Below are 18264 nucleotides of genomic sequence, written 5' to 3' on the forward strand. Positions count from 1 at the left end.
TTCTACGGAGTGCCGCGCCCCTCCAGCCAGAGCCGGGTCAGCTCAGCGGCGGAGGTCGTTCCGGCCTTGGTGCCGATGGCGGCGCGGTGGCTGTCGACGGTGCGGGGCGACAAGTCCAGCACCTCTGCAATCTGCCGTGTGGTCAGCCCCTTGGAGATCATCTCGAGAACTTCTGTTTCACGGCCCGTAAGCCGGGCCAGCAGGCGCTGGGCCTCGCTGGCTTCAGAGGCTTGGCGGCGGCTGCGCTCCAGTTCCGCCTGGCCGCGCTGGATAGCGTCGATCAGGTCCTGCTCGTCCACCGGCTTGCAGAGAAAATCAATGGCGCCGCCACGGAAGGCGCGGCGGCAGGCCTCGATATCGCCATGGCCGCTGATGACAACAGCCGGCCAGTCCACGCCGGTCGCGCGCAGCTGCTCCTGCAGCTTGAGCCCGGAAATCACCGGCATCCGGATGTCGAGGATCAGACATCCCGGCGGCAGCGTGCCCAAAGCGCTGAGAAACGCCTCTGGTGCGGCAAAGCTGCGGACCTCGATGCCGACGGTCAGCAGCAGCAGCGACAGCGCTTCGCGCACCGCGTCGTCGTCATCCACCAGGTACACCGGGCAGCTCATTCCGCGGCCTCCGCTGTCAAGGTCTGCGCGTCCGGCAGGCGCAAACGGAAAACGGTCTCAGCCGTATCCAGTGCGAGCGACAGGTCGCCGCCCATGCGTTCGGACAGCCTTTGGCACAACGCAAGCCCGAGGCCGGTGCCGCCCGGCTTGCCGGTCACGAAGGGTTCGAACAGCCGCGGGCGAATGTCTGCGGGCACGCCCGGCCCGCTGTCTGCCACTTCGATCAGAACGTCGCTGCCGCTGCGCTGAGCTGTGAGAGAGACGCGCTTTTCACCGCCCTGCGAGGCGGCCTCGATGGCGTTGCGCACGAGGTTGAACAGGACCTGCTCCAGTTCGACCGGATCGGCGCGGACCATCAGCGAAGGCGGGACCGGGCCGGCTTTCAGCTGGATTCCCGCGCGCTCGGCCTCCGGGCGCAGCAGCAATTCGACGCCCTTTACCGCCTCTTGCACCTGGACCGGTGCGGCGCGGCCTTGGCGCGGCCGGGTCCAATTGCGCAGCCGGCCGAGAATGGCCGAAGCGCGCTTTGCCTGTCCTGCGATGCCATCGAACACCTGGGCAAGCTGATCGGGGTCGCCGCGCGCTGCCAAATGCCGCCCGGCCTGGGCCTGGCTGAGGATTGCTGTGAGCGGCTGGGTCAGTTCATGCGCCATGCCGCTGGCCATCTCGCCCAGGGTGTTGACCCGCGAGGCATGGGCGAGGCGGGCGTCCTGGGCGCTCAGCCGGGCCTGGGTTTCTGCCTGCCGCGCCCGAAACAGCTGGCGAAGGCCGAGAACGGAGAGCAGGTACAGGACGGTGGCGAGCACTGCTGCGGCCAGCAGGCGGCCCGGTGGCAGCAGGTCGGTCAGACTGGGCGATATTCCAGCCGCAAAGACCAGCGGCTGCGAGGCACTGCCGAGGATTTTTTCGAATTGCACGCCTGCGGCTGTGCCGCCGCCCATCAAGGCGGTTCCATCGGGCAAGTGCAGGTTTCGCGACACCGACGGGCGTGACCAGAAGCTGCTGTCGGAGGCCAGCAGCGCCTGCGCATCGATCTGCAGTGCAAGCCCGAAACGCGCGTTGTCGGTGTTCGGACTCCGCTTCACAAGCAGGTAGCCTCCGGGCGCGCCGGGGGCGGGTGCCAGCATCAGCTGCCCGTTTGTCTCCCGGGCGGACCGCTGGATCAGCGCGATGGTTTCTTCAGGCAGGCCGGTGCGGCCGGTCAGGTAGCTGATGCCGTCCAAGGGCACCAGATCAATAGCGCTGATCCGCGGGTAGAACCGCAAGATGCTGGCGCCGACGTCCAGGAACAGATCCCGCCGCGCGTCCTCTCCGGCGGTGGCCAACGCGGAAAGAGACGTCAGATGCGCATCGTGCTGATCGGCCCGCTGCGAGGCGAGGCGGTGGAGAATATGCGCTTCGGTTTGCAGTTCGGACAGCAGCTTCTGGCGCTCCAGCAGGGCTGAAAGCCCGAACACAACGATCAACAACAGCACCCAGCCGCCCAGCAAGCGCAGGGCGGCGGAGGGCGGAAATGTCGACGGGCGAGGTGCTTTCATGTTCCGGTTCGCGCAGCTTAGCCAGGATAGACCGTATGTGACCGGGTGTTCCGCTGCAAGCGGCGGCGGTTTGCCAGGGCTGAAGGGAAAAAGGCCGGGGCGTCAGGGATGCCTGCCTTGCCGTCGTCTTGACCCAAGGCGGTTGCGGTATCGCATTGCCGGCAGCAGCAGCTGTCCGCCGAAAAAAGAAACCTGATGCGCTGCTCAAAACGCACCAGGTTTACACTGCGCTTGCAGGTGCAAGCGCAGCGGGAGGAGACTTATTTCCTGTTGTGGAAGATGAAGCCGATGAAGTTCAGCAAAAGCTGCGCGGCCAGGATCTGGGTGCTTTCCGCCGGATCATAGGCCGGGGCGACCTCGACCAGGTCGATGCCAACGACATCACCGCGTTTGCTCAGCCCCTGCAGGATTTCCAGCACGTCGTAGTACTGGAAACCTCCGTGGCTCGGGGTGCCGGTGCCAGGCGCGATTGACGGGCAGAAGGCGTCGATGTCGATGGTCACGTAGTAACGCGCGCCTTGGGGGATGCGCTCAAGCACTGCCTCTGTGCCCAGCTTGCGCACCTGGCGCACCGACAGGATATCTGAGCCGCGCTCGCGGGCGTCGATATAGCCTTCCTTGGCGGTCGAGGACACGTTGCGGATGCCCAGCTGGGTCATGCCGCTGACGTAGTCCTTCTCGATCGCGCGGCGCATCGGGTTGCCGTGGCCGTCGGTGACGCCCTTGCGCTCGTCTACGAAGTCCAAATGCGCGTCGATCTGGATCACATGGATCGGGCCGTTCTTGGCGCAGTCCTCGGCATATGCGTTGATACAGGGGATGTTGATCGAATGATCGCCGCCGATGGTGACGGGCAGGGCGCCTGCATCGAGAATCTTCTTCACGCCGTATTCGATATTGGCGTGGCTCTCCTCAGTCTTGGTGTGGATGATGTCGGCATCGCCCAAATCGACGATCCGCACGTCCGCGCCCAGATAGGTGGCGTCATCCTCGTGATCATAGGCGCCGGCATGGCCGAAGCTGAACAGTGTCGAGGCCTCGCGCACCGCCCTTGGGCCGAACCGCGCGCCGGAGCGGAACTGGCAGCCGAAGTCAAACGGGGCGCCCAGGATCGCAACGTCGGCGTCGATACTGTCCCAATCCTCCACATAGGGTTTCTTGCCGAAGGTGGCGATGCCGACAAATGGCAGGTTCAGGCGGCCGGATTCGTAACCGTGTCCAGACATGTTGATTCTCCGTTTTTCTTAACGATAGGCCAGTTCCGGCAGGAACAGGGCGATTTGCGGGAAGGCGACCAGCAGGCCGGTCACGATCAAGAGGATGACGAGAAAGGGCGGCACGCCCCGCACCACCTCGACAAAGGGGCGGCGGAACACCGCGATGGCGGTGAACAGGTTGCAGCCAAACGGCGGGGTTGCGGCACCGATGGCGACCTGCAGGGTGATCAGCACGCCGACAAGAACCGGGTCGAGGCCGGCGGCTTTGATCATCGGCGCAAAGATCGGCACCAGGATCAGGATCACCACAATCGAGTCGACGAACATGCAGCCGAGGAAGAAGGCGAGGTTCACGGCCACCAGCACCATCAGCGGCCCGGCCTCATCCAGTCCCAGCGAGGCGATGATCTGCTGCGGCACCTGGGCAAAGCTCAGCGTCCAGCTGAAGGCCGCGCCCGCCGCAATCAGGATGAACACAACCGAGGTGATCGCGCCGGTTGACAGCGCAATGTCCCAGAGGTCGCGCAAGCGGACCGAGCGGAAGATCAGCACCTCCAGCACCGCCGCGTAAAGCACGCAGATCGCGGCAGCCTCGGTCGGCGAGAACACCCCGCCGTAGATGCCGCCCACGATGATCGCCGGAAAGCCCATCGGCCACAGCGCCCGGCGCATGGCGGTAAAGCGCTGGCCCCAGCCCTCGCGCGGCAGCACGGGAATGTCATGGCGGTAGGCGTAGACCATGCAATAGGCCGAGAACAGCACCACGATCAGCAGTCCCGGCACGATGCCCGCGATGAACAGCTGAGAGATCGAGGTGCCCGAGACCACGCCATAGATGATCATGCCGATCGACGGCGGGATCAGATAGGCTAGGTCAGCGGCATTCACAATCAGTCCGATGGCAAAGCTGTCCTTGTAGCCGGATTTCAGCATCCGGGGCCGCATTGCGCCGCCGATTGCCACCACAGTGGCCTGGGTCGAGCCGCAAACCGCGCCGAACAGCGCGCAGGCCGAGGTGACCGAGATCGCTAGCCCGCCCTTGATATGGCCCATGAAGCTCATCACCACGTCGATCAGCCGGTTGGCGGAATGGCCGCGGGTGATGATATCGGCGGCCAGGATGAACATCGGCACTGCAATCAGCGCTGCGGGCTTCACGCCGCCGATCATCTGCTGGATCAGGATCTGCAGGCTCATGTCCGGGAAGTAGACGAGGAAGCCCAGAACAGCAGCCGAGATCAGCGGCATCTTCATCGGGAACCCTGCAAGCAGCAGCAGGATCATCACGGCAAGCATCAGTTCGGTCATGACTTTTCCCCTTTCCCGGTGTTTGTGGTGCCGGCCTCTTCATAGCGCTGGATGGCCGCGGCGGTTTCCGGGTCTTCGTAGCTGTCCACCTCCAGGTAGGAGACATAGATTTCGGCTTCCGCAAAATTCAGGTTGCGCAGCGCGGTCAGCAGGTACTGCAGCGCGGTCAGCGCCAGCCCGGCCACCACCCAAACGTAGGTGAGGTACAGGGGCAGCTGCAGCGCCGGCGTGATGCGGCCTCGGCTGGCGACCTTCTGCACGTATTCCAACGCGTACCAGGCCAGCAGTCCCATCATCACCGCCGTGGTTGCAGCGATCACCACCATCAGCCCTTTGCGCATCTTCGCTGGCAGCGCGTCATAAATCGCCGACATGCGGATATGGATGCCCTTTCGGGTGGCATAGCCGAGCCCCATGAAGGTGACGATGATGATCAGGAACTCGTTCAGCTCCTCGGAGAAATAGATCGACTGGTTGAACACGTAGCGGCCGAAGACATTGGCGATGGTGTTGCCAGCCATCAGGATGATCCCCCAGCCCAGGATCCAGACTTCGGCACGGCCAATGGCACCGTCAATCTTGCCCAGAAGGCCGAAGGGAGCGGGTTTGGCATGTGGCATGATATCCTCCCTTGGATTGGCCCCGCACAAATCCGCGCGGGGCCGGAAGCGGGATCAGTTGCCCGCCAGCTCAGCCTGCAGCGCGTCCAGCAGCTCTTGGCCGCGGGTGCCTGCGGTCTCGACATAGGCCGCGGCAGTATCGCCCGAGCGGGCACGGAAGGCGTCACGCTCTTCCTCGGTCAGCACCACCAGGCCAATGTCCGGCTTGGCGGCCTTGATCACGTCCAGGCGCTGCTGGTTGAAGTCTGCGACCACGCCGTCGATGTAGCTGGTCATACCCGCCATCGTGTCGCGTACCAGCTGCTGGCGGTCCGGGCTCAGGGTGGCAAACCAGTCGGAGCCTGCGACCACGGTGGTCACCAATTCCTGCTCGCCGGCCCAGATCAGATGGCTGGTGACCTCGTAGAACTTCATCTCCTCGATGGTCGGGATCGGGTTCACCTGGCCGTCCACCGCGCCCAATTGCAGCGCGCCGAACACTTCTCCGAACGGCAGCGGGGTCGGGCTCGCACCCATGTTCTTGTAGGCCTCCAGCAGGATCGGCGACACCATCACACGCATCTTGAAGTTCTCGAAGTCCTCCGGCGTGCGGATCTCGCGGTTGGTGGTCCAGACCTGCGGACCTTCGGAGTACATGGTCATGATCTCCAGGCCGCGCTTCTGGAAGTCCTCATTCAGCGGGCCATAGATGGTCTCAGAACCGCTGAGAACCTTTGACACCGCCTCCGCACCGGACGGCAACAGATAGGGCAGCAGGAACACCTGGCTCTCCGGCACGATGGTGCCCAGGTTGCCGATCGAGACATTGGTCAGCTGGATGATGCCATCCGCTGCCTGTTCAACTGTCTCCGTCGGAGTGCCCAGTGTGCCCATCGGATAGATGGTCACGGTCACATCGCCACCGGTGGCCGTCTCAATGCGCTTTTTGAACTCCTGTGCATAGGCGTCCATGATCGATCCCGGAATCTCCTCGATGGCGAATTTCCAGTCCTCCGCAAAGACGGCGGCGGGCGCCAGGCTCAGCAGCGCGGCGGCGGCGGTGGTTTTCAGGTGCTTCAAGCTAAGGGCCATGCGGGTCTCCTCCCAGTTGGCATGGTTAATGGGGCTGGGAGGCACCACAGCATGAAGCCAAGCGTTGAAAAATATTACATTGATTATCTTTGCATAAGAGAATTTCATGTAATTCCGCACCAACCACATAAGAGCCGTGTCATGAAACTGCTGCGCAACACGCTGTTGGAGACATTTGTCACCGTGGTTGAATGCGGTGGGTTTTCTGATGCGCAATACGCGCTCGGCGTCACTCAATCCGCCATCAGCATCCGTATCCGCGACCTGGAAACCTCGCTTGGTTACCGGATCTGTGAACGCGGGCGCGGCGGCTTCCGTCTGACTGAACGCGGCGAGATCGCCTATCAGAAGGCCCGCGACATTCTGCGAAGCGCCCGGGACTTTGACGCCGAACTGCTGGAGTTGCGGAATACGATAGCCGGGGATCTGCGGATTGGCATCGTGGATGCAATCGACAGTCTCCCTAGCCTGAAACTGGTGAATGCCCTGCAACGGTTCCTGGCCCGCCCGAATGAGGTCAGGATCGAAATCGTGGTTGCTTCCCCCATGGACCTGACACAGCAGCTGATCAGCGGTGAATTGAACGCTGCCGTGGCACCATTCCGCAGCCAGGTGCCCGAGCTGGAATACTCCGAACTGTGCAGTGAGGAGCACAGGCTCTACTGCGCGCAAGGGCACCCGTTGTTCAACGAGCCGGACAGTGAAATCAGCCTCGAAGCTATCGGGCAGTATCAGCTATGCCAGCGGTCCTACGACATGTTGGTGTCGCCTGATCTTGGATCGCCTGAGCCCAAAGCAGTCGTGGCCAACATGGAAGCCATGGCGATGCTCATCGAAACGGGACATTTTCTGGGGCCATTGCCGACGCATTTTGCGCGCAGGCGCGTCGAGGAAGGCAAATTCCGGGAAATCAAGAACAGTCAAATGCGATGGAATTCGGCGTTCTATCTCGCAACCCGCCGTGTTCATGTCCTCCGGCACGCTGTGGAGCTTTTTGCCCAAGATCTGCAGCATGCTTGCGACAGCCAAGACGAACCACAGCCGTGAAGCTCGCATGAGGAAGAAATGCTGAAAAGGAGGCTTCGTTGCGAAGTCTTGATTCATTGCAATTAGAAACCAGGCACATGCTGTCGTCGAAGTGTGGATTTCAGGCCTGAAGCAAGCTGCTGGTTAGCTGCAAGCGAAGCGGGGGTAAGTGAGCTACTGCCCAATGTTTGGACAGGATCTGGCGTAGTTTAAGCTATTTTTTGCTCCTGCTGATTAGTTTGGGGTTCGTTTTTTCAGCCAATAGAACATGGCGGGAGGCTTGCCGCCAAGGGCGGAATGTGGGCGTTTTCGGTTATAGAACTCGATCCATCTGCCGACACCCGACTTGGCTTCCGATCAGGTCTCCCAAGCATGCAAGTAGACGCACTCGTATTTCAGGCTCCGCCACAGACGTTCCACGAAGATGTTGATCCACTGCCCGGCAGGGCATTGCGAAGCAATGTCCCGAAAGGGGAGGAACCGGCCTTTGCCATCCATCGAGATGCGCACACCGGATCGCCGCAGCCTGCCCGTCCAGGCGAAGGACGTGAACTGGCTGCCCTGATCTGCATTCATGATCTCGGGCGGGCCGAACTTGTGGATGGCCTCGTTCAACGCCTCGACACAGAATTCCGCTTCCAGCGTGTTCGAGATTCGCCAGGCCAGCACCTTGGGCGTGTGCCAGTCAATGATCGCCACCAGATACAGGAACCCCTTGCGCATCGGCAGATAGGTGATGTCTGCCGCCCAGACCTAGTTCGGGCGCCCCACCCGCAGACCACGTAGCAAATACGGGTAGGTCTTGTGTTCCTTCGCCGCCTTGCTGGTGTTTGGCTTCTGGTAGATCGGCATGAGCCCCATCACCCTCATCAGCCGCCTGATCCGCTTTTCGTTCACCAAATGACCCTCATTGCGCAGATGCTAAGTCATCTGCCGCACACCGAAGAACGGCGTTTCCAGGAACTGTTCGTCGATCCGACGCATCAAAATCAGGTTCAGAGCTGTCTTGCCTTTGGGTTGAAAATAGAACGACGACCGCGAGATCGACAGCAGCTTGCACTGCTTGCCAATGGGCAGATTGGCTTTGGCAGGCTCGATCATTTTCCGCCTCACCTGCCGATCCACAGTTTGAGCTTTCGTGACAAAAAATCGTTGGAACGGCCAGCTCCCCAATCTTAGCGTGCGGCTCTTTGACCTGTTCTTCGTCAATCTCTTGGGGCTTCCTGCCGCCGCGCTCGAACACGCCAGACGCGCCCTCCAGAAGAGCCCGCTTCCAGCTATGGACCATCGCCGGGTGTACGCCAAACTGGCTTGCCAGCTCTTCGACTGTCCGCTCGCCCTTCAAAGCTTCAAGCGCAACCTTGGCCTTGAATTCAGGCGAATGGTTCTTCTGTTTCGAAATCTCTGATCTCCTCTTCGTCGAAGATCAGCAGACAGCAAATCGTAGCTTACGTCAGTGTCCAAATTTCAGGGGGGTAGCTCAGTATTTCCCTGCCAGGGGTCTCTGAAGCGGATGTAGTAGTAGGGGCTGCGAGGGATCTTGTAGATCGCCAGCCCCTTCCGGAGGTGTTTGATCGTTGTAATTCGATTTTCGGAATCTTTGGCCCAACCGAGCCCATATGAGAAGTGTATACCAACCCAACCCGTTCGAGGAGTAGGCAAAGCGTGATCCGAGACGTTCGGCGTAGTCCTTGGCTTGGCCAATGCCCTCGCGGTGGCTGATGCCCGCCCGCTTGAAGTAGAAAATGCCATCCTTCACGAAGGTGAACGCAGGCGAAATGGTCTCCGACATGGTCTACGGCTCCTTGCACGTGCAAAAAGCTGGAGCAAAACTAATGTGTTATCTGAAGTAATGGTGCCCGGGGGCGGAATCGAACCACCGACACGAGGATTTTCAATCCACTGCTCTACCCCTGAGCTACCCGGGCACGGGAAGGCTGTTTGCCTTGGGTGTGGGCCTTCTATGCTGTGGGCGCGGCGGTGTCCAGAGGGTTTTTGAAAGAAAATAACTAATGTCGGGTTTGGTGAGGTTTCCCGTCCTGAGCGCGGATGCGTTCCGCTTCTTCCAAAGCATTTTCAATGTCTTCCGGCTCCTGGCTCGGCACTGAATATGCACCGTTCAGCCATTTGCCGAGATCGATATCCGCGCAGCGTTTGGAGCAGAACGGCCGGTAGCTCTTTTGCGATTCCGCGCCGCAGATAGGACAGCTCATTTCAGCACCTCCTGCAGCAAGGGCCGGCCGCGTTTGCGTTGCAATTCGTAATGGCCAAGATTGGTCCAGCCGACCAGAACGGTTTCCTCGGAATCCGCCCGGAAGGCAGCCCGCAGGGTGGTTTCAATCCCGCGGCGGTCCTTCTTTGGCATCGGGGCCAGGTCCAGCACGATCTGGCCGCCCAGGCCGCGCACGCGCAACGCGCGGGGGAGGGCTTTGGCAGCCGCCATGTTAGCCTTCACACCCGCCGCGAGCGATGTGTCAGAGCCGGTGTTCACATCCACTGCCACCAGGGCGCGGGTCGGTTCGATAAACAGGAAGCCGCCGCCCGGCAGCGGCTCGCGGATACCCTGTGCAACGTCCAGCGCATCCAGCACGCCCAGGCGTTCAAACCCGCCGGGATCACGCTCCACATCCGCAGGGTCGGCCCAGTCCCGCCAGGCCAGCAGATGCGGGGTGTCGCCTTCGGCCAGAACCTCCGGCTCGGAGCCTTCATCCTGCATCACCTGCGCCGCCAAGGCCGCCATGGCGGCAACGTCTTCGGCGATCTCTTCGCCGTCTGCCCCGGCGCAGGCAGAGCGCAGGATAAGGCCATAGCCTGACTCGCCCATTTCCTCATGGGCAATCTCCAGCAGCCGGTCGCGCTCGTCCTCATCGCGGATACTGCGCGAGATGTTCAGGCCGGGTGCCTCCGGCGTGACAATGGCATAGCGGCTCTTGAACAAAAGCTTCTGGGTCACCGGAATGGCCTTGCCCGGCTCGGCATAGCCGGACACTTGCACCAGGATCATCTGCCCCGGTGCCAGCCCTTTGACCTGGCGCAGGAAGGCTGGGCCGTCCGGGGTTGTCAGGAACATGCCGCCCTGGCCTTTGACCGGCCGGTCGGCGCGGGCGCGGTAGATGGTGCCGGGGGCAGGGGCGTCGCTTTCGACCAGGAAGTCCTCCAGCTTGCCGTCCACCATCAGCGCAGCGGCTTCGCGGTCCTGGATGTGGTCGAGAATGATGGTGCGGCCCTTCATGCGGCGGCCTCCTGATAGAGCGGCAGACCGGCTGCGCGCAACAAGTTTGCGGTCTCGGACAGCGGCAGACCGACGATGCCGGTAAAGGAGCCGCTGATCCAGGGAATGAAAGCGCCTGCGGGTCCCTGGATGGCGTAGGCGCCGGCCTTGCCCTCCCAGTCGCCGGTGGCGAGATAGGCGTTCAGCTCCTCGTCGGAGAGGTTTTTCATCTTCACCTGGCTGACCACGTCTTTCTCCCAGACGCGGTCTCCGCGGCGGACGGCAACGGCGGTGATCACCCGGTGGCGGCGGCCGGAGAGGGCCAGCAGGAACTCTGCCGCCTCGCTTGCATCGCGCGGCTTGCCCAGGATGCGGCGCCCCAGCGCAACGGTTGTGTCAGCGCAGAGAACAACATCGTCCGCCCCCGCAGGGACAGCTTTGGTTTTTTCCCGCGTGACCCGGGCGCAATAGGCCCGCGGCAGTTCGCCTTTCAGCGGCGTTTCGTCAATTTCCGGCGGGCGCACCGCGTCAGGATGCACCCCAAGCTGCGCCAGCAATTGCAGCCGCCGCGGACTGCCAGATCCCAGGATAAATGCCATGCCTTGGCCCTCTTACCGGTTTGCGCCTGTAATACGGCGAAAACTGGCAGCGTGAAAAGAGCGGCCCGCTCTTTCATCTTTCCAGAAATACTCCCGCCGGAGGCAGCGGCCGCCAGGCCGCTTCAAAACAAAAGCCCGGCAAAGTGCCGGGCCTTGATATTTATTCCAGATCAACGGCTTACTTGAAGCGGTAGTTGATCCGTCCCTTGGTCAGGTCATAGGGTGTCATTTCCACCTGGACCTTGTCGCCAGCCAGAACACGGATGCGGTTCTTGCGCATCTTGCCTGCCGTATGTGCGATAATCTCATGGCCGTTCTCAAGCTCGACCCGAAACGTCGCGTTAGGCAGGAGTTCCTTCACGACACCGGGAAATTCGAGCGTATCTTCCTTGGCCATGTTGTCTCCATCATTGGGTTAACCCGCAAACTGCGGGACGTGCGCTTAAATGGGGTCATTTTTCCAATATTTCAAGGGCTCAATCAGCAAAGAGCGGCCTTTGTGACCGATTTTACCCGCGGCATTTGCTCCTCCCAGTGCAGCCGGTTCAGCACCCCGCCGTCGGCCCTCACATGGGCAATCGCTTCCAAGTCGGCCTCGGCATAGGTCCAGCCTGGCTGGTTCAGCGTACCCTCGGCCAGAACACCGGTTCCGGGGAAGCCCTTGTCCGGCGGGCCGAAAATGCCGCCGGTGCCGGTGTTCATGTCCACAGCTTCGGACCATTCATTGGCCCCAACGATAGAAGCCATGGCAGTCACACACTGGTTTTCCAGCGCCCGCGACATGGCGCCGATACGCACCCGCCAATAGCCGGCCAGCGCCTCTGTGCAGGAGGGGACGAGAATCACATCCGCTTCCGCCAGCGCGCGGCCCAGCAATGGGAATTCGCTGTCATAGCAGATCAGCACGCCGATTCTTCCCAAAGAGGTGTCGAAGATCTTGAGAGGCCCGCCGCCCATGATGCCCCAGTCCTCGCGCTCAAACCGGGTCATGATCTGCTTGTCCTGGTGGTTCCGCCTGCCTGCGGGCGTGTAGAGCTTTGCCCGGTTCACCGGCCGGGCCAGCCCGCTGTTGACCGGCGCGGAGGCGCCCAGGATATGAACACTGTATTCAGCGGCCAATTTCAGGTGCAGCGCAGCGGCATCTTCCATTTTCTCGGAGACGGAATGAATGGATTGTTCCAGGTCGCCCGCAACCGCGGCGCCGTCCAGCGTCGACAACTCCATGGCGCCGTATTCCGGAAACACCAGCAGTTCTGCGCCATTGCCGGCGGCTTCCGCCACCCAGGCGGCGAGCTTGTCTTCATACTGCGCCCAGCTGTCGAGCCAGCCGAGCGGGTAGGCGGCGGTAGCGATTTTCATGTTCTGGCTGCCTTTCGAGCGCAAGTTTCAAACAATGGCTAGCGCGGCCTTCGCCCGGGGCCAAGCCCTGCGACGCAATTTCCGGCAGCGTACGCAGGACGGAGGCTGGACGCGCGGCTCCGGCTGCCGCAGGTCAACCGGTGCAAACTCGACAGCAACGGAGGAAAATGCCTAAATCGCCGGAGCGGGCAAAAAGATACAAACAGGAGAACAGGGCGTGTCCACGACATTGAACGACAAGAACATTAGCTCAGTCATTAAAGATATTCCGAAAAAAGGCTTCACCGTGAAATTCTGGCAGGACCACCGCTCTGCGTTTGTTCAGGGCAGCGGTGTGGCCAAATGCTTGAAAGCTCTCAAGGACAGAGGTGTTCCCCCGTCCGGCGACCCGTCCGGTGTGCCGCCGAAAGAGATGGAACACGTCATTGACTGGTTCTACAAGCTGGACAGCGCTTTGGCCAAGGCCAAGAAAAAATGCGGCAAACCGCAGAGCCACACGGAGAAATTCTGCGCTGCCTTCATCAAGGTTGTTCTGAAACGGTTGGAAGAAGCTCAGCGGCTTCTAAAAAATGCGTCCAAAGCTGAAGCGGCACAAGAAAAACAGCGCCAGGACACCGACAAAGAGCTTCAGAAATTCAAGAAGCAGCAGGAAAAACAACAGGAACTGGTGCTGGATGAACTGGCCGATCTGGATAAGCGGGCCAAGAACATGGCCAAGGCCTGCGAAGAGATGACCAAAGACATCAAGCTGGCCACGGCTGATGTGAACAAACTGATCAAAGGTTTGGAGACCCAGCGGAATGGCGACGGGAAGATCGCTCCGGACTTGGGCAAGCGGTTCGAAAACGGGCTGACAGCGATCCAGAAGAAGTACAAGCTTCCTCTGCATGGGCAAAACCTGAAATCCAGCTTGCCCAAGGTGCTGAAAGAATTGACCAGCCTTTTTCAGCAGTATCTCAAACTGGATTATGCAAAGCGGGAACGTATCTCTGCCGGCGCCTCGCTGAAAGAGGCTCAGGACGGGTTAAAGGCCGCCAATGCCAGCTTCAAAATCTATGCCGAGTCCCATAAAAAGCTGGCGCTTGCGTTTAAGGAAACCGCGTAACCACGCGTGCGCGGCAACAGAGGCAAAGCCAAAGAAAGAACAGGCGCCCTGAGTGGCGCCTGATACACTTACAGATCCCGGATCCAGAACTGCAGCGGTTTGCGGGTCTCCTCCGCCTGGTCCACATCCTTCCAGGAGAAATGCGCAATGGCGCCCTCCAGCGGCGCATAACCGCGCTTGCGCCAGAACGGATCCAGCGGCGCGTAATCCGCAGGCCGCAGCGGGTGGTCCGCCGGGCGCTGCACCCCGCAAAACGCGGTCTTGCTGAACCCGTGCTTGCGGGCGTGCGCCTCGCGCGCGTCAAAGAATCCATGGCCGACGCCATGGCCGCGGTACTCCGGCAGAAGCACGGATTCGGCGCAGTAGAAGACATCCTTCAGATCGATGCCGGTGCCTTCGAAGGCCGCCGCGAAATCATCTGCGTGGTCCGCCAGCGGCGCACCGGTGGACGCGCCAACCAGGGTGTCCCCGTCAAAGCCCCCGACCACCACGGCCCGTTCACTGTCGCGGTAGCTTTGCAGGTACTCGCGCTCATACGCCAGATCGCCGTCATAGAGATACGGCCAGGCGCGGAACACCTTGATCCGCAGGCGCGCCACATCGTCCAGCGTGGCCTCCAGCGCCGCGCCGGTCATCGTTTCGACCCGGATCGTCATCCTGCCGAAACCTGGGCGATCCAGTCCGCCAGGTTGTAATAGGTTGTAACGCGGGAGATCTTGCCGTCCTTCAGTTCAAAGAACGATCCGCCCGGCAGGCGGTAGGTCTGGCCGTTGGCCTCCGGCAGGCCCTCGTCGGTCACCAGGTAGGTGCCGTTGACGATGAACTCCGCCGCCGCGCGGGTGCCGTCGTCGTTGGAAAAGACCACCATATCGGTCAGCTCTTCCTTGTAGCAGCGGCTCATATGGGCGCAGAATTCCGCGAATTTCTCCTTGCCGACGCGGATTTTTCCCTCGTTGACGTGGTGGGCGATCTGCTCGTCCAGGCAGTCCAGCATGGTGTCCGTGTCGCCGGCGTTGAAGGCTGCGAAATAGCGCGCGATGGTGTCGGTCATGTTCTCTCCGTCGGTTCACCCCAGCGGTTTTTCAGGTGCTGGATGATTTGATCCCGTGTTTGACGGTAGATATCTAGCTTGGCCTGACGCGTCTCGCCGAGCCCGGTAGGGTCCATAATCGGCCAATATTCGACATCGAGGTGAAAAAAACGGGTGAGCTCCAGCGCCCGGCGCTGGCTGGCGGGCGACAGCGCCACCACCAGGTCAAAAGACGACAGGTCATCGCCCCAGCGCTCCATCTCGTCAAACGAGCGCGACCGGTGCCGCGACAGTTCGACATCGATCTCCTGGCAGACCGCGATGGAGAAGCCGTCGATCTCCATGTCGTTCTTGACACCGGCGGACTGCACGTAGGTGCCGGTGCCGTAAAATTTCTTCATGATGCCCTCCGCCATCGGAGAGCGGACCGAATTGTGGTCGCAACAGAACAGAACGGACTGCGGCAGCTCCTCCACGCGTCAGCCTCCGAAGTGCAGGACGCAGATCAGGGTGAACAGGCGCCGGGCAGTGTCGGTATCAACCTCGGCCTTGCCCTCCAGCCGTTCCTGCAGAACCCGGCTGCCTTCGTTGTGAATGCCGCGCCGCGCCATGTCGATGGTTTCGATCTGGCTCGGCGGCAGGGTTTTTACCGCGGTGAAGTAGCTCTCGCAGATCTGGTAGTAGTCCTTGACCACCTGCCGGAAGGGCGACAGCGACAGGTGGAATTCCGCGGCCTTCTCACCGGATTCGGTGTTGATATCAAAGACCAGCCGCTTGTCGCGGATCGCCAGCCCCAGATGATAGGGGCCGGCCGGAATATCACGGTCTTCCCTCTGCGGCAGCGCAAAGCTGTTGTCCTCGATCAGGTCATAGATCGCCACCTTGCGCTCCTGCTCGATCTCGGGAGTCGGGGGCGGCAGGTTGCGGTCGTCCAGTTCGATATGGCTGATGCGGCTCATGGGTCTTTTGTCTCTGAAATGCGCGGAGGCGTCCGGCCATGAGTATCGCACCGCCGTGCCCGGGGCAATGCAGCAGCGGGCGTCAATATGCTGGCCGTTTGCGGCAGTGCTTGACAGGCCACGCCCCCGCGCCCAGCCTGCCGCCAGCAGGAGGCCGCAAAGATGACAGCGCTTGAACAGTTTTCTATCAAAGGCCGGCGTGCGCTGGTGACAGGCTCCACCGATGGTCTCGGCTTTGCCGCCGCAAGGCTGCTGGCCGAGGCCGGGGCCGAGGTCTGGATCAACGGCCGCAGCACGGACCGGGTAGAGGCCGCGCTTGCCCGGATGCCCGGAGCCGCCCGCCCGCTGGTGCTGGATATCGCCGATGAAAGCGCTGTCACTTTGGCAATGGCAGCGATTGCACATGAAGGCGGCCTGGACATTCTGGTCAACAACGTCGGCCAGCGCGACCGCCGCAACCTGCCGGAGTTCACCCGTGCCGACCTGCAATCGCTATGGGAGGTCGATCTGGTCTCGCCGTTCCGCCTTGCGCAAATGGCCGCCGCACAGATGGCCCCCAAGGGCTGGGGTCGCATCATCAATATCTCCTCGATTGCGGGCCTCATCGCACAACCGGGCGACGCGGCCTATACCACTGCCAAGGCTGGCATCAACGGCATGACAAAGGCGCTGGCAGCTGAACTCGGTCCTCAAGGGATAACTGTAAACGCCGTTGCTCCTGGGTTCTTCAAGACCGCCCCCAACATGGCCGCGGCAGCAGACCCGGCAATTGCAGAGAAGCTCAGAAACGCCACCGCGATAGGCCGGTGGGGGGAGCCGGAAGAGCTGGCGCCCGCCATATTGTTCCTGGCTTCGCCCGCAGCCTCCTACATCACCGGGCAGGTGCTGGCCGTGGACGGCGGCTATACCTCGCATTACTGAGATTTGCGTCATTTTTCCGGGAAAATGACTTGATGCCTCCGGCGGGAAGTGAGCACCGGTCAAGAAACGCTCCAGGGGAGCGTTTCAGGTGCGAACGGGCGGAGCCCCAGGGCCAGATGAAGAAACGGATCATTAACCAAGCTTCGCAACCCTGGTCCAGCGGTACAGGCAGGGACGCCGATGACCGCGCCAGGTGAAGCTCCCCGGCGGGCTCCGGGGCGCGGATCCTTTATCATTTGGCCCCAAATATCCCGGGGTGAATGCGCGGCACGCGCAGAGGGGCAGCGCCCCTCACTCCCTTAGCCGTTCAGAGCGTCCAGACGTGCAGTTACGGACAACCCGTGCGCTTCCAGGCTTTCGCTTTTTGCCAGCACCTCGGCTGCCGGGCCGATGGCGCGCAGCGAGTCCGGGGTCATCTGGCTCAGCGTGGTGCGCTTGAGGAAATCCATCACCGACAGGCCGGAAGAGAACCGGGCAGAGCGTGCCGTCGGCAGCACATGGTTGGGGCCGCCGACGTAGTCGCCGATTGCTTCGGGGGTGTACTGGCCGAGGAAGATGGCGCCGGCATGGAGCGTTTTTTCGCTCAGGGCCGCCGGGTCGGCGACGCACAGCTCCAGGTGTTCCGGCGCGATGCGGTTCGACAGCGCTGCCGCTTCATCCAGGTCCCGCACGGTGATCACAGCACCGAAGTCATTCCAGGACTTACCGGCAATGGCGCGGCGCTCAAGCGTTTCCAGACGCTTTTCCACCGCCTCAGCCACCGCACGGCCAAAGGCTTCGTCATCTGTGATCAGGATCGACTGGGCGCTTTCGTCGTGTTCGGCCTGGCTCATCAGGTCCAGCGCAATCCAGTCCGGATTGTTGTCCTTGTCTGCGATCACTAGGATTTCCGAAGGGCCCGCAATCATGTCGATGCCGACCTTACCGAAAACCCGCCGCTTGGCAGCGGCGACAAAGGCGTTGCCGGGGCCGGTGATCTTGTCCACCGGCGCGATGCTTTCGGTGCCGTAGGCCAGCGCCGCGACCGCCTGCGCACCGCCCACGCGGTAAATCTCGTCTACGCCCGAGACCCTGGCTGCCAGCAGCACCAGCGGGTTGATCTGCCCGTCAGGGGCCGGCACCGTAATGGCCAGCCGCTGCACACCCGCAACCTTGGCGGGGATCGCGTTCATCAGCACCGAGGACGGGTAGGAGGCCAGCCCGCCCGGCACATAAAGACCGGCGGCTGAGACCGCCGACCAGCGCCAGCCCAGCGTTGCGCCGCTCTCATCCGTCCACTGCGCGTCCTCGGGCATCTGGCGCGCATGGTAGGCGCGGATGCGTTCCGCTGCCAGTTCCAGCGCCCTGCGTTCCTCGTCGGAGACGCCCGCGATAGCCGCATCCACTTCCGCCTCGGAAAAGCGCAGCTGCGCCGGTTCCAGTTCCAGCCGGTCGAATTTTGCCGTCAGCTCCACCAGCGCCGCATCGCCGCGGGCGCGGACATCAGCAATGATCCCGGCCACGATGGCGTCCACATCCGGGCTGTCCTCGCGCTTGGCGCCCAGCAGTGCGGTGAAGGACTGTTCAAAACCGGCATCAGCGGTGTTCAAAAACTGCGGCATCGGGATCTCCTTTGGCCCCCGCATATCCGCAAGGGGGCAGAGCCTCAAGATTTATGCACGGGGCCGGTGCAATTGGACGCAAGCAAAA

Annotated in this window: 20 protein-coding genes, 1 tRNA gene and 1 pseudogene; 3 read left to right on the forward strand and 19 right to left on the reverse strand. The window is 61.8% G+C overall.

Annotated features, from left to right (window positions below):
- Positions 1 to 2 precede the first annotated feature (2 nt).
- From LHL23_RS10025 to LHL23_RS10050, 6 genes are all read right to left on the reverse strand, one after another.
- Complete coding sequence (locus tag LHL23_RS10025) at positions 3 to 611, reverse strand: response regulator transcription factor (RefSeq protein WP_226429747.1); 609 nt, start codon at positions 609 to 611, stop codon at positions 3 to 5.
- On the reverse strand, positions 608 to 2149 hold the full coding sequence (locus LHL23_RS10030; protein ID WP_226429748.1) for a sensor histidine kinase: 1542 nt from the start codon (positions 2147 to 2149) through the stop codon (positions 608 to 610). The genes LHL23_RS10025 and LHL23_RS10030 overlap by 4 nt, the downstream gene beginning before the upstream one ends.
- A gap of 260 nt (positions 2150 to 2409) precedes the next feature.
- Positions 2410 to 3375: an agmatinase gene (speB, locus tag LHL23_RS10035; protein WP_222481702.1), complete on the reverse strand. Its 966-nt coding sequence runs from the start codon at positions 3373 to 3375 to the stop codon at positions 2410 to 2412.
- Between the two features lie 18 nt (positions 3376 to 3393).
- Positions 3394 to 4674 carry a TRAP transporter large permease gene (locus LHL23_RS10040; RefSeq protein WP_226429749.1) on the reverse strand — a complete coding sequence of 427 codons (1281 nt, stop codon included), beginning with the start codon at positions 4672 to 4674 and terminating at the stop codon, positions 3394 to 3396.
- On the reverse strand, positions 4671 to 5294 hold the full coding sequence (locus LHL23_RS10045) for a TRAP transporter small permease (protein WP_226429750.1): 624 nt from the start codon (positions 5292 to 5294) through the stop codon (positions 4671 to 4673). The genes LHL23_RS10040 and LHL23_RS10045 overlap by 4 nt, the downstream gene beginning before the upstream one ends.
- A 54-nt stretch (positions 5295 to 5348) precedes the next feature.
- Positions 5349 to 6365 carry a TRAP transporter substrate-binding protein gene (locus LHL23_RS10050; protein WP_226429751.1) on the reverse strand — a complete coding sequence of 339 codons (1017 nt, stop codon included), beginning with the start codon at positions 6363 to 6365 and terminating at the stop codon, positions 5349 to 5351.
- 141 nt (positions 6366 to 6506) lie between these two features.
- On the opposite strand from LHL23_RS10050, the gene LHL23_RS10055 reads away from it, so the two are divergent.
- A complete protein-coding gene (locus LHL23_RS10055) occupies positions 6507 to 7412 on the forward strand; it encodes a LysR family transcriptional regulator (protein ID WP_226429752.1) in 906 nt (301 codons plus the stop codon).
- 213 nt (positions 7413 to 7625) lie between these two features.
- On the opposite strand, the pseudogene LHL23_RS10060 reads toward LHL23_RS10055, so the two are convergent.
- From LHL23_RS10060 to LHL23_RS10095, 8 genes and pseudogenes are all read right to left on the reverse strand, one after another.
- Positions 7626 to 8793 (reverse strand): annotated as a pseudogene (locus LHL23_RS10060) (IS3 family transposase).
- Between the two features lie 78 nt (positions 8794 to 8871).
- Positions 8872 to 9183, reverse strand: a complete 312-nt coding sequence (locus tag LHL23_RS10065; protein ID WP_226429753.1) for a hypothetical protein — start codon at positions 9181 to 9183, stop codon at positions 8872 to 8874.
- A gap of 61 nt (positions 9184 to 9244) precedes the next feature.
- Positions 9245 to 9319, reverse strand: a tRNA-Phe gene (locus LHL23_RS10070).
- Positions 9320 to 9400: 81 nt separating this feature from the next.
- Positions 9401 to 9604, reverse strand: a complete 204-nt coding sequence (locus LHL23_RS10075) for a DNA gyrase inhibitor YacG (protein ID WP_226429754.1) — start codon at positions 9602 to 9604, stop codon at positions 9401 to 9403.
- The gene (locus LHL23_RS10080; RefSeq protein WP_226429755.1) at positions 9601 to 10623 is read right to left on the reverse strand and encodes a ribonuclease E/G; all 1023 of its coding nucleotides are present in this window, start codon (positions 10621 to 10623) and stop codon (positions 9601 to 9603) included. The genes LHL23_RS10075 and LHL23_RS10080 overlap by 4 nt, the downstream gene beginning before the upstream one ends.
- Positions 10620 to 11201 carry a Maf family protein gene (locus tag LHL23_RS10085; RefSeq protein ID WP_226429756.1) on the reverse strand — a complete coding sequence of 194 codons (582 nt, stop codon included), beginning with the start codon at positions 11199 to 11201 and terminating at the stop codon, positions 10620 to 10622. The genes LHL23_RS10080 and LHL23_RS10085 overlap by 4 nt, the downstream gene beginning before the upstream one ends.
- Before the next feature lie 178 nt (positions 11202 to 11379).
- The gene (gene infA / locus LHL23_RS10090; RefSeq protein ID WP_005978431.1) at positions 11380 to 11598 is read right to left on the reverse strand and encodes a translation initiation factor IF-1; all 219 of its coding nucleotides are present in this window, start codon (positions 11596 to 11598) and stop codon (positions 11380 to 11382) included.
- Between the two features lie 83 nt (positions 11599 to 11681).
- Positions 11682 to 12560, reverse strand: a complete 879-nt coding sequence (locus LHL23_RS10095) for a carbon-nitrogen hydrolase family protein (protein ID WP_226429757.1) — start codon at positions 12558 to 12560, stop codon at positions 11682 to 11684.
- Between the two features lie 217 nt (positions 12561 to 12777).
- Between LHL23_RS10095 and LHL23_RS10100 the strand changes: the two genes are divergently transcribed.
- Complete coding sequence (locus tag LHL23_RS10100) at positions 12778 to 13665, forward strand: hypothetical protein (RefSeq protein ID WP_226429758.1); 888 nt, start codon at positions 12778 to 12780, stop codon at positions 13663 to 13665.
- Between the two features lie 68 nt (positions 13666 to 13733).
- On the opposite strand, the gene LHL23_RS10105 is transcribed toward LHL23_RS10100, so the two are convergent.
- From LHL23_RS10105 to LHL23_RS10120, 4 genes are read right to left on the reverse strand one after another with little or no spacing between them, the layout of a single operon-like run.
- The gene (locus LHL23_RS10105; protein ID WP_226429759.1) at positions 13734 to 14321 is read right to left on the reverse strand and encodes a GNAT family N-acetyltransferase; all 588 of its coding nucleotides are present in this window, start codon (positions 14319 to 14321) and stop codon (positions 13734 to 13736) included.
- A complete protein-coding gene (locus tag LHL23_RS10110) occupies positions 14318 to 14716 on the reverse strand; it encodes a ketosteroid isomerase-related protein (RefSeq protein WP_226429760.1) in 399 nt (132 codons plus the stop codon). The genes LHL23_RS10105 and LHL23_RS10110 overlap by 4 nt, the downstream gene beginning before the upstream one ends.
- Positions 14713 to 15171 (reverse strand): arsenate-mycothiol transferase ArsC, encoded by a 459-nt coding sequence (locus tag LHL23_RS10115; protein ID WP_019295067.1) that lies wholly within the window; start codon positions 15169 to 15171, stop codon positions 14713 to 14715. Before LHL23_RS10115 ends, LHL23_RS10110 begins: the two co-directional genes overlap by 4 nt.
- 3 nt (positions 15172 to 15174) lie before the next feature.
- Positions 15175 to 15654 (reverse strand): UPF0262 family protein, encoded by a 480-nt coding sequence (locus tag LHL23_RS10120; RefSeq protein ID WP_222481719.1) that lies wholly within the window; start codon positions 15652 to 15654, stop codon positions 15175 to 15177.
- 162 nt (positions 15655 to 15816) lie between these two features.
- Here LHL23_RS10120 and LHL23_RS10125 point away from each other — a divergent pair, with 162 nt between their 5' ends.
- Positions 15817 to 16575: an SDR family oxidoreductase gene (locus LHL23_RS10125; RefSeq protein ID WP_226429761.1), complete on the forward strand. Its 759-nt coding sequence runs from the start codon at positions 15817 to 15819 to the stop codon at positions 16573 to 16575.
- Positions 16576 to 16874: 299 nt separating this feature from the next.
- On the opposite strand, the gene hisD is transcribed toward LHL23_RS10125, so the two are convergent.
- Positions 16875 to 18176 (reverse strand): histidinol dehydrogenase, encoded by a 1302-nt coding sequence (gene hisD, locus LHL23_RS10130; RefSeq protein WP_226429762.1) that lies wholly within the window; start codon positions 18174 to 18176, stop codon positions 16875 to 16877.
- Positions 18177 to 18264 lie beyond the last annotated feature (88 nt).

Origin of the sequence: Leisingera sp. McT4-56 (assembly GCF_020514995.1) — a bacterium.
In the GTDB taxonomy this organism is placed as follows: Bacteria; Pseudomonadota; Alphaproteobacteria; order Rhodobacterales; family Rhodobacteraceae; genus Leisingera; species Leisingera aquaemixtae_A.

What these genes read in the sequence shown, in the direction of transcription:
- LHL23_RS10075 (WP_226429754.1), bottom strand. Translation starts at nt 9,604, where the DNA reads ATGAGCTGTCCTATCTGCGGCGCGGAATCGCAAAAGAGCTACCGGCCG.
- speB (WP_222481702.1), bottom strand. Translation starts at nt 3,375, where the DNA reads ATGTCTGGACACGGTTACGAATCCGGCCGCCTGAACCTGCCATTTGTC.
- LHL23_RS10055 (WP_226429752.1), top strand. Translation starts at nt 6,507, where the DNA reads ATGAAACTGCTGCGCAACACGCTGTTGGAGACATTTGTCACCGTGGTT.
- LHL23_RS10040 (WP_226429749.1), bottom strand. Translation starts at nt 4,674, where the DNA reads ATGACCGAACTGATGCTTGCCGTGATGATCCTGCTGCTGCTTGCAGGG.
- LHL23_RS10110 (WP_226429760.1), bottom strand. Translation starts at nt 14,716, where the DNA reads ATGACCGACACCATCGCGCGCTATTTCGCAGCCTTCAACGCCGGCGAC.
- LHL23_RS10050 (WP_226429751.1), bottom strand. Translation starts at nt 6,365, where the DNA reads ATGGCCCTTAGCTTGAAGCACCTGAAAACCACCGCCGCCGCCGCGCTG.
- hisD (WP_226429762.1), bottom strand. Translation starts at nt 18,176, where the DNA reads ATGCCGCAGTTTTTGAACACCGCTGATGCCGGTTTTGAACAGTCCTTC.
- LHL23_RS10085 (WP_226429756.1), bottom strand. Translation starts at nt 11,201, where the DNA reads ATGGCATTTATCCTGGGATCTGGCAGTCCGCGGCGGCTGCAATTGCTG.
- LHL23_RS10120 (WP_222481719.1), bottom strand. Translation starts at nt 15,654, where the DNA reads ATGAGCCGCATCAGCCATATCGAACTGGACGACCGCAACCTGCCGCCC.
- LHL23_RS10080 (WP_226429755.1), bottom strand. Translation starts at nt 10,623, where the DNA reads ATGAAGGGCCGCACCATCATTCTCGACCACATCCAGGACCGCGAAGCC.
- LHL23_RS10030 (WP_226429748.1), bottom strand. Translation starts at nt 2,149, where the DNA reads ATGAAAGCACCTCGCCCGTCGACATTTCCGCCCTCCGCCGCCCTGCGC.
- LHL23_RS10045 (WP_226429750.1), bottom strand. Translation starts at nt 5,294, where the DNA reads ATGCCACATGCCAAACCCGCTCCCTTCGGCCTTCTGGGCAAGATTGAC.
- infA (WP_005978431.1), bottom strand. Translation starts at nt 11,598, where the DNA reads ATGGCCAAGGAAGATACGCTCGAATTTCCCGGTGTCGTGAAGGAACTC.
- LHL23_RS10065 (WP_226429753.1), bottom strand. Translation starts at nt 9,183, where the DNA reads ATGTCGGAGACCATTTCGCCTGCGTTCACCTTCGTGAAGGATGGCATT.
- LHL23_RS10025 (WP_226429747.1), bottom strand. Translation starts at nt 611, where the DNA reads ATGAGCTGCCCGGTGTACCTGGTGGATGACGACGACGCGGTGCGCGAA.
- LHL23_RS10095 (WP_226429757.1), bottom strand. Translation starts at nt 12,560, where the DNA reads ATGAAAATCGCTACCGCCGCCTACCCGCTCGGCTGGCTCGACAGCTGG.
- LHL23_RS10105 (WP_226429759.1), bottom strand. Translation starts at nt 14,321, where the DNA reads ATGACGATCCGGGTCGAAACGATGACCGGCGCGGCGCTGGAGGCCACG.
- LHL23_RS10125 (WP_226429761.1), top strand. Translation starts at nt 15,817, where the DNA reads ATGACAGCGCTTGAACAGTTTTCTATCAAAGGCCGGCGTGCGCTGGTG.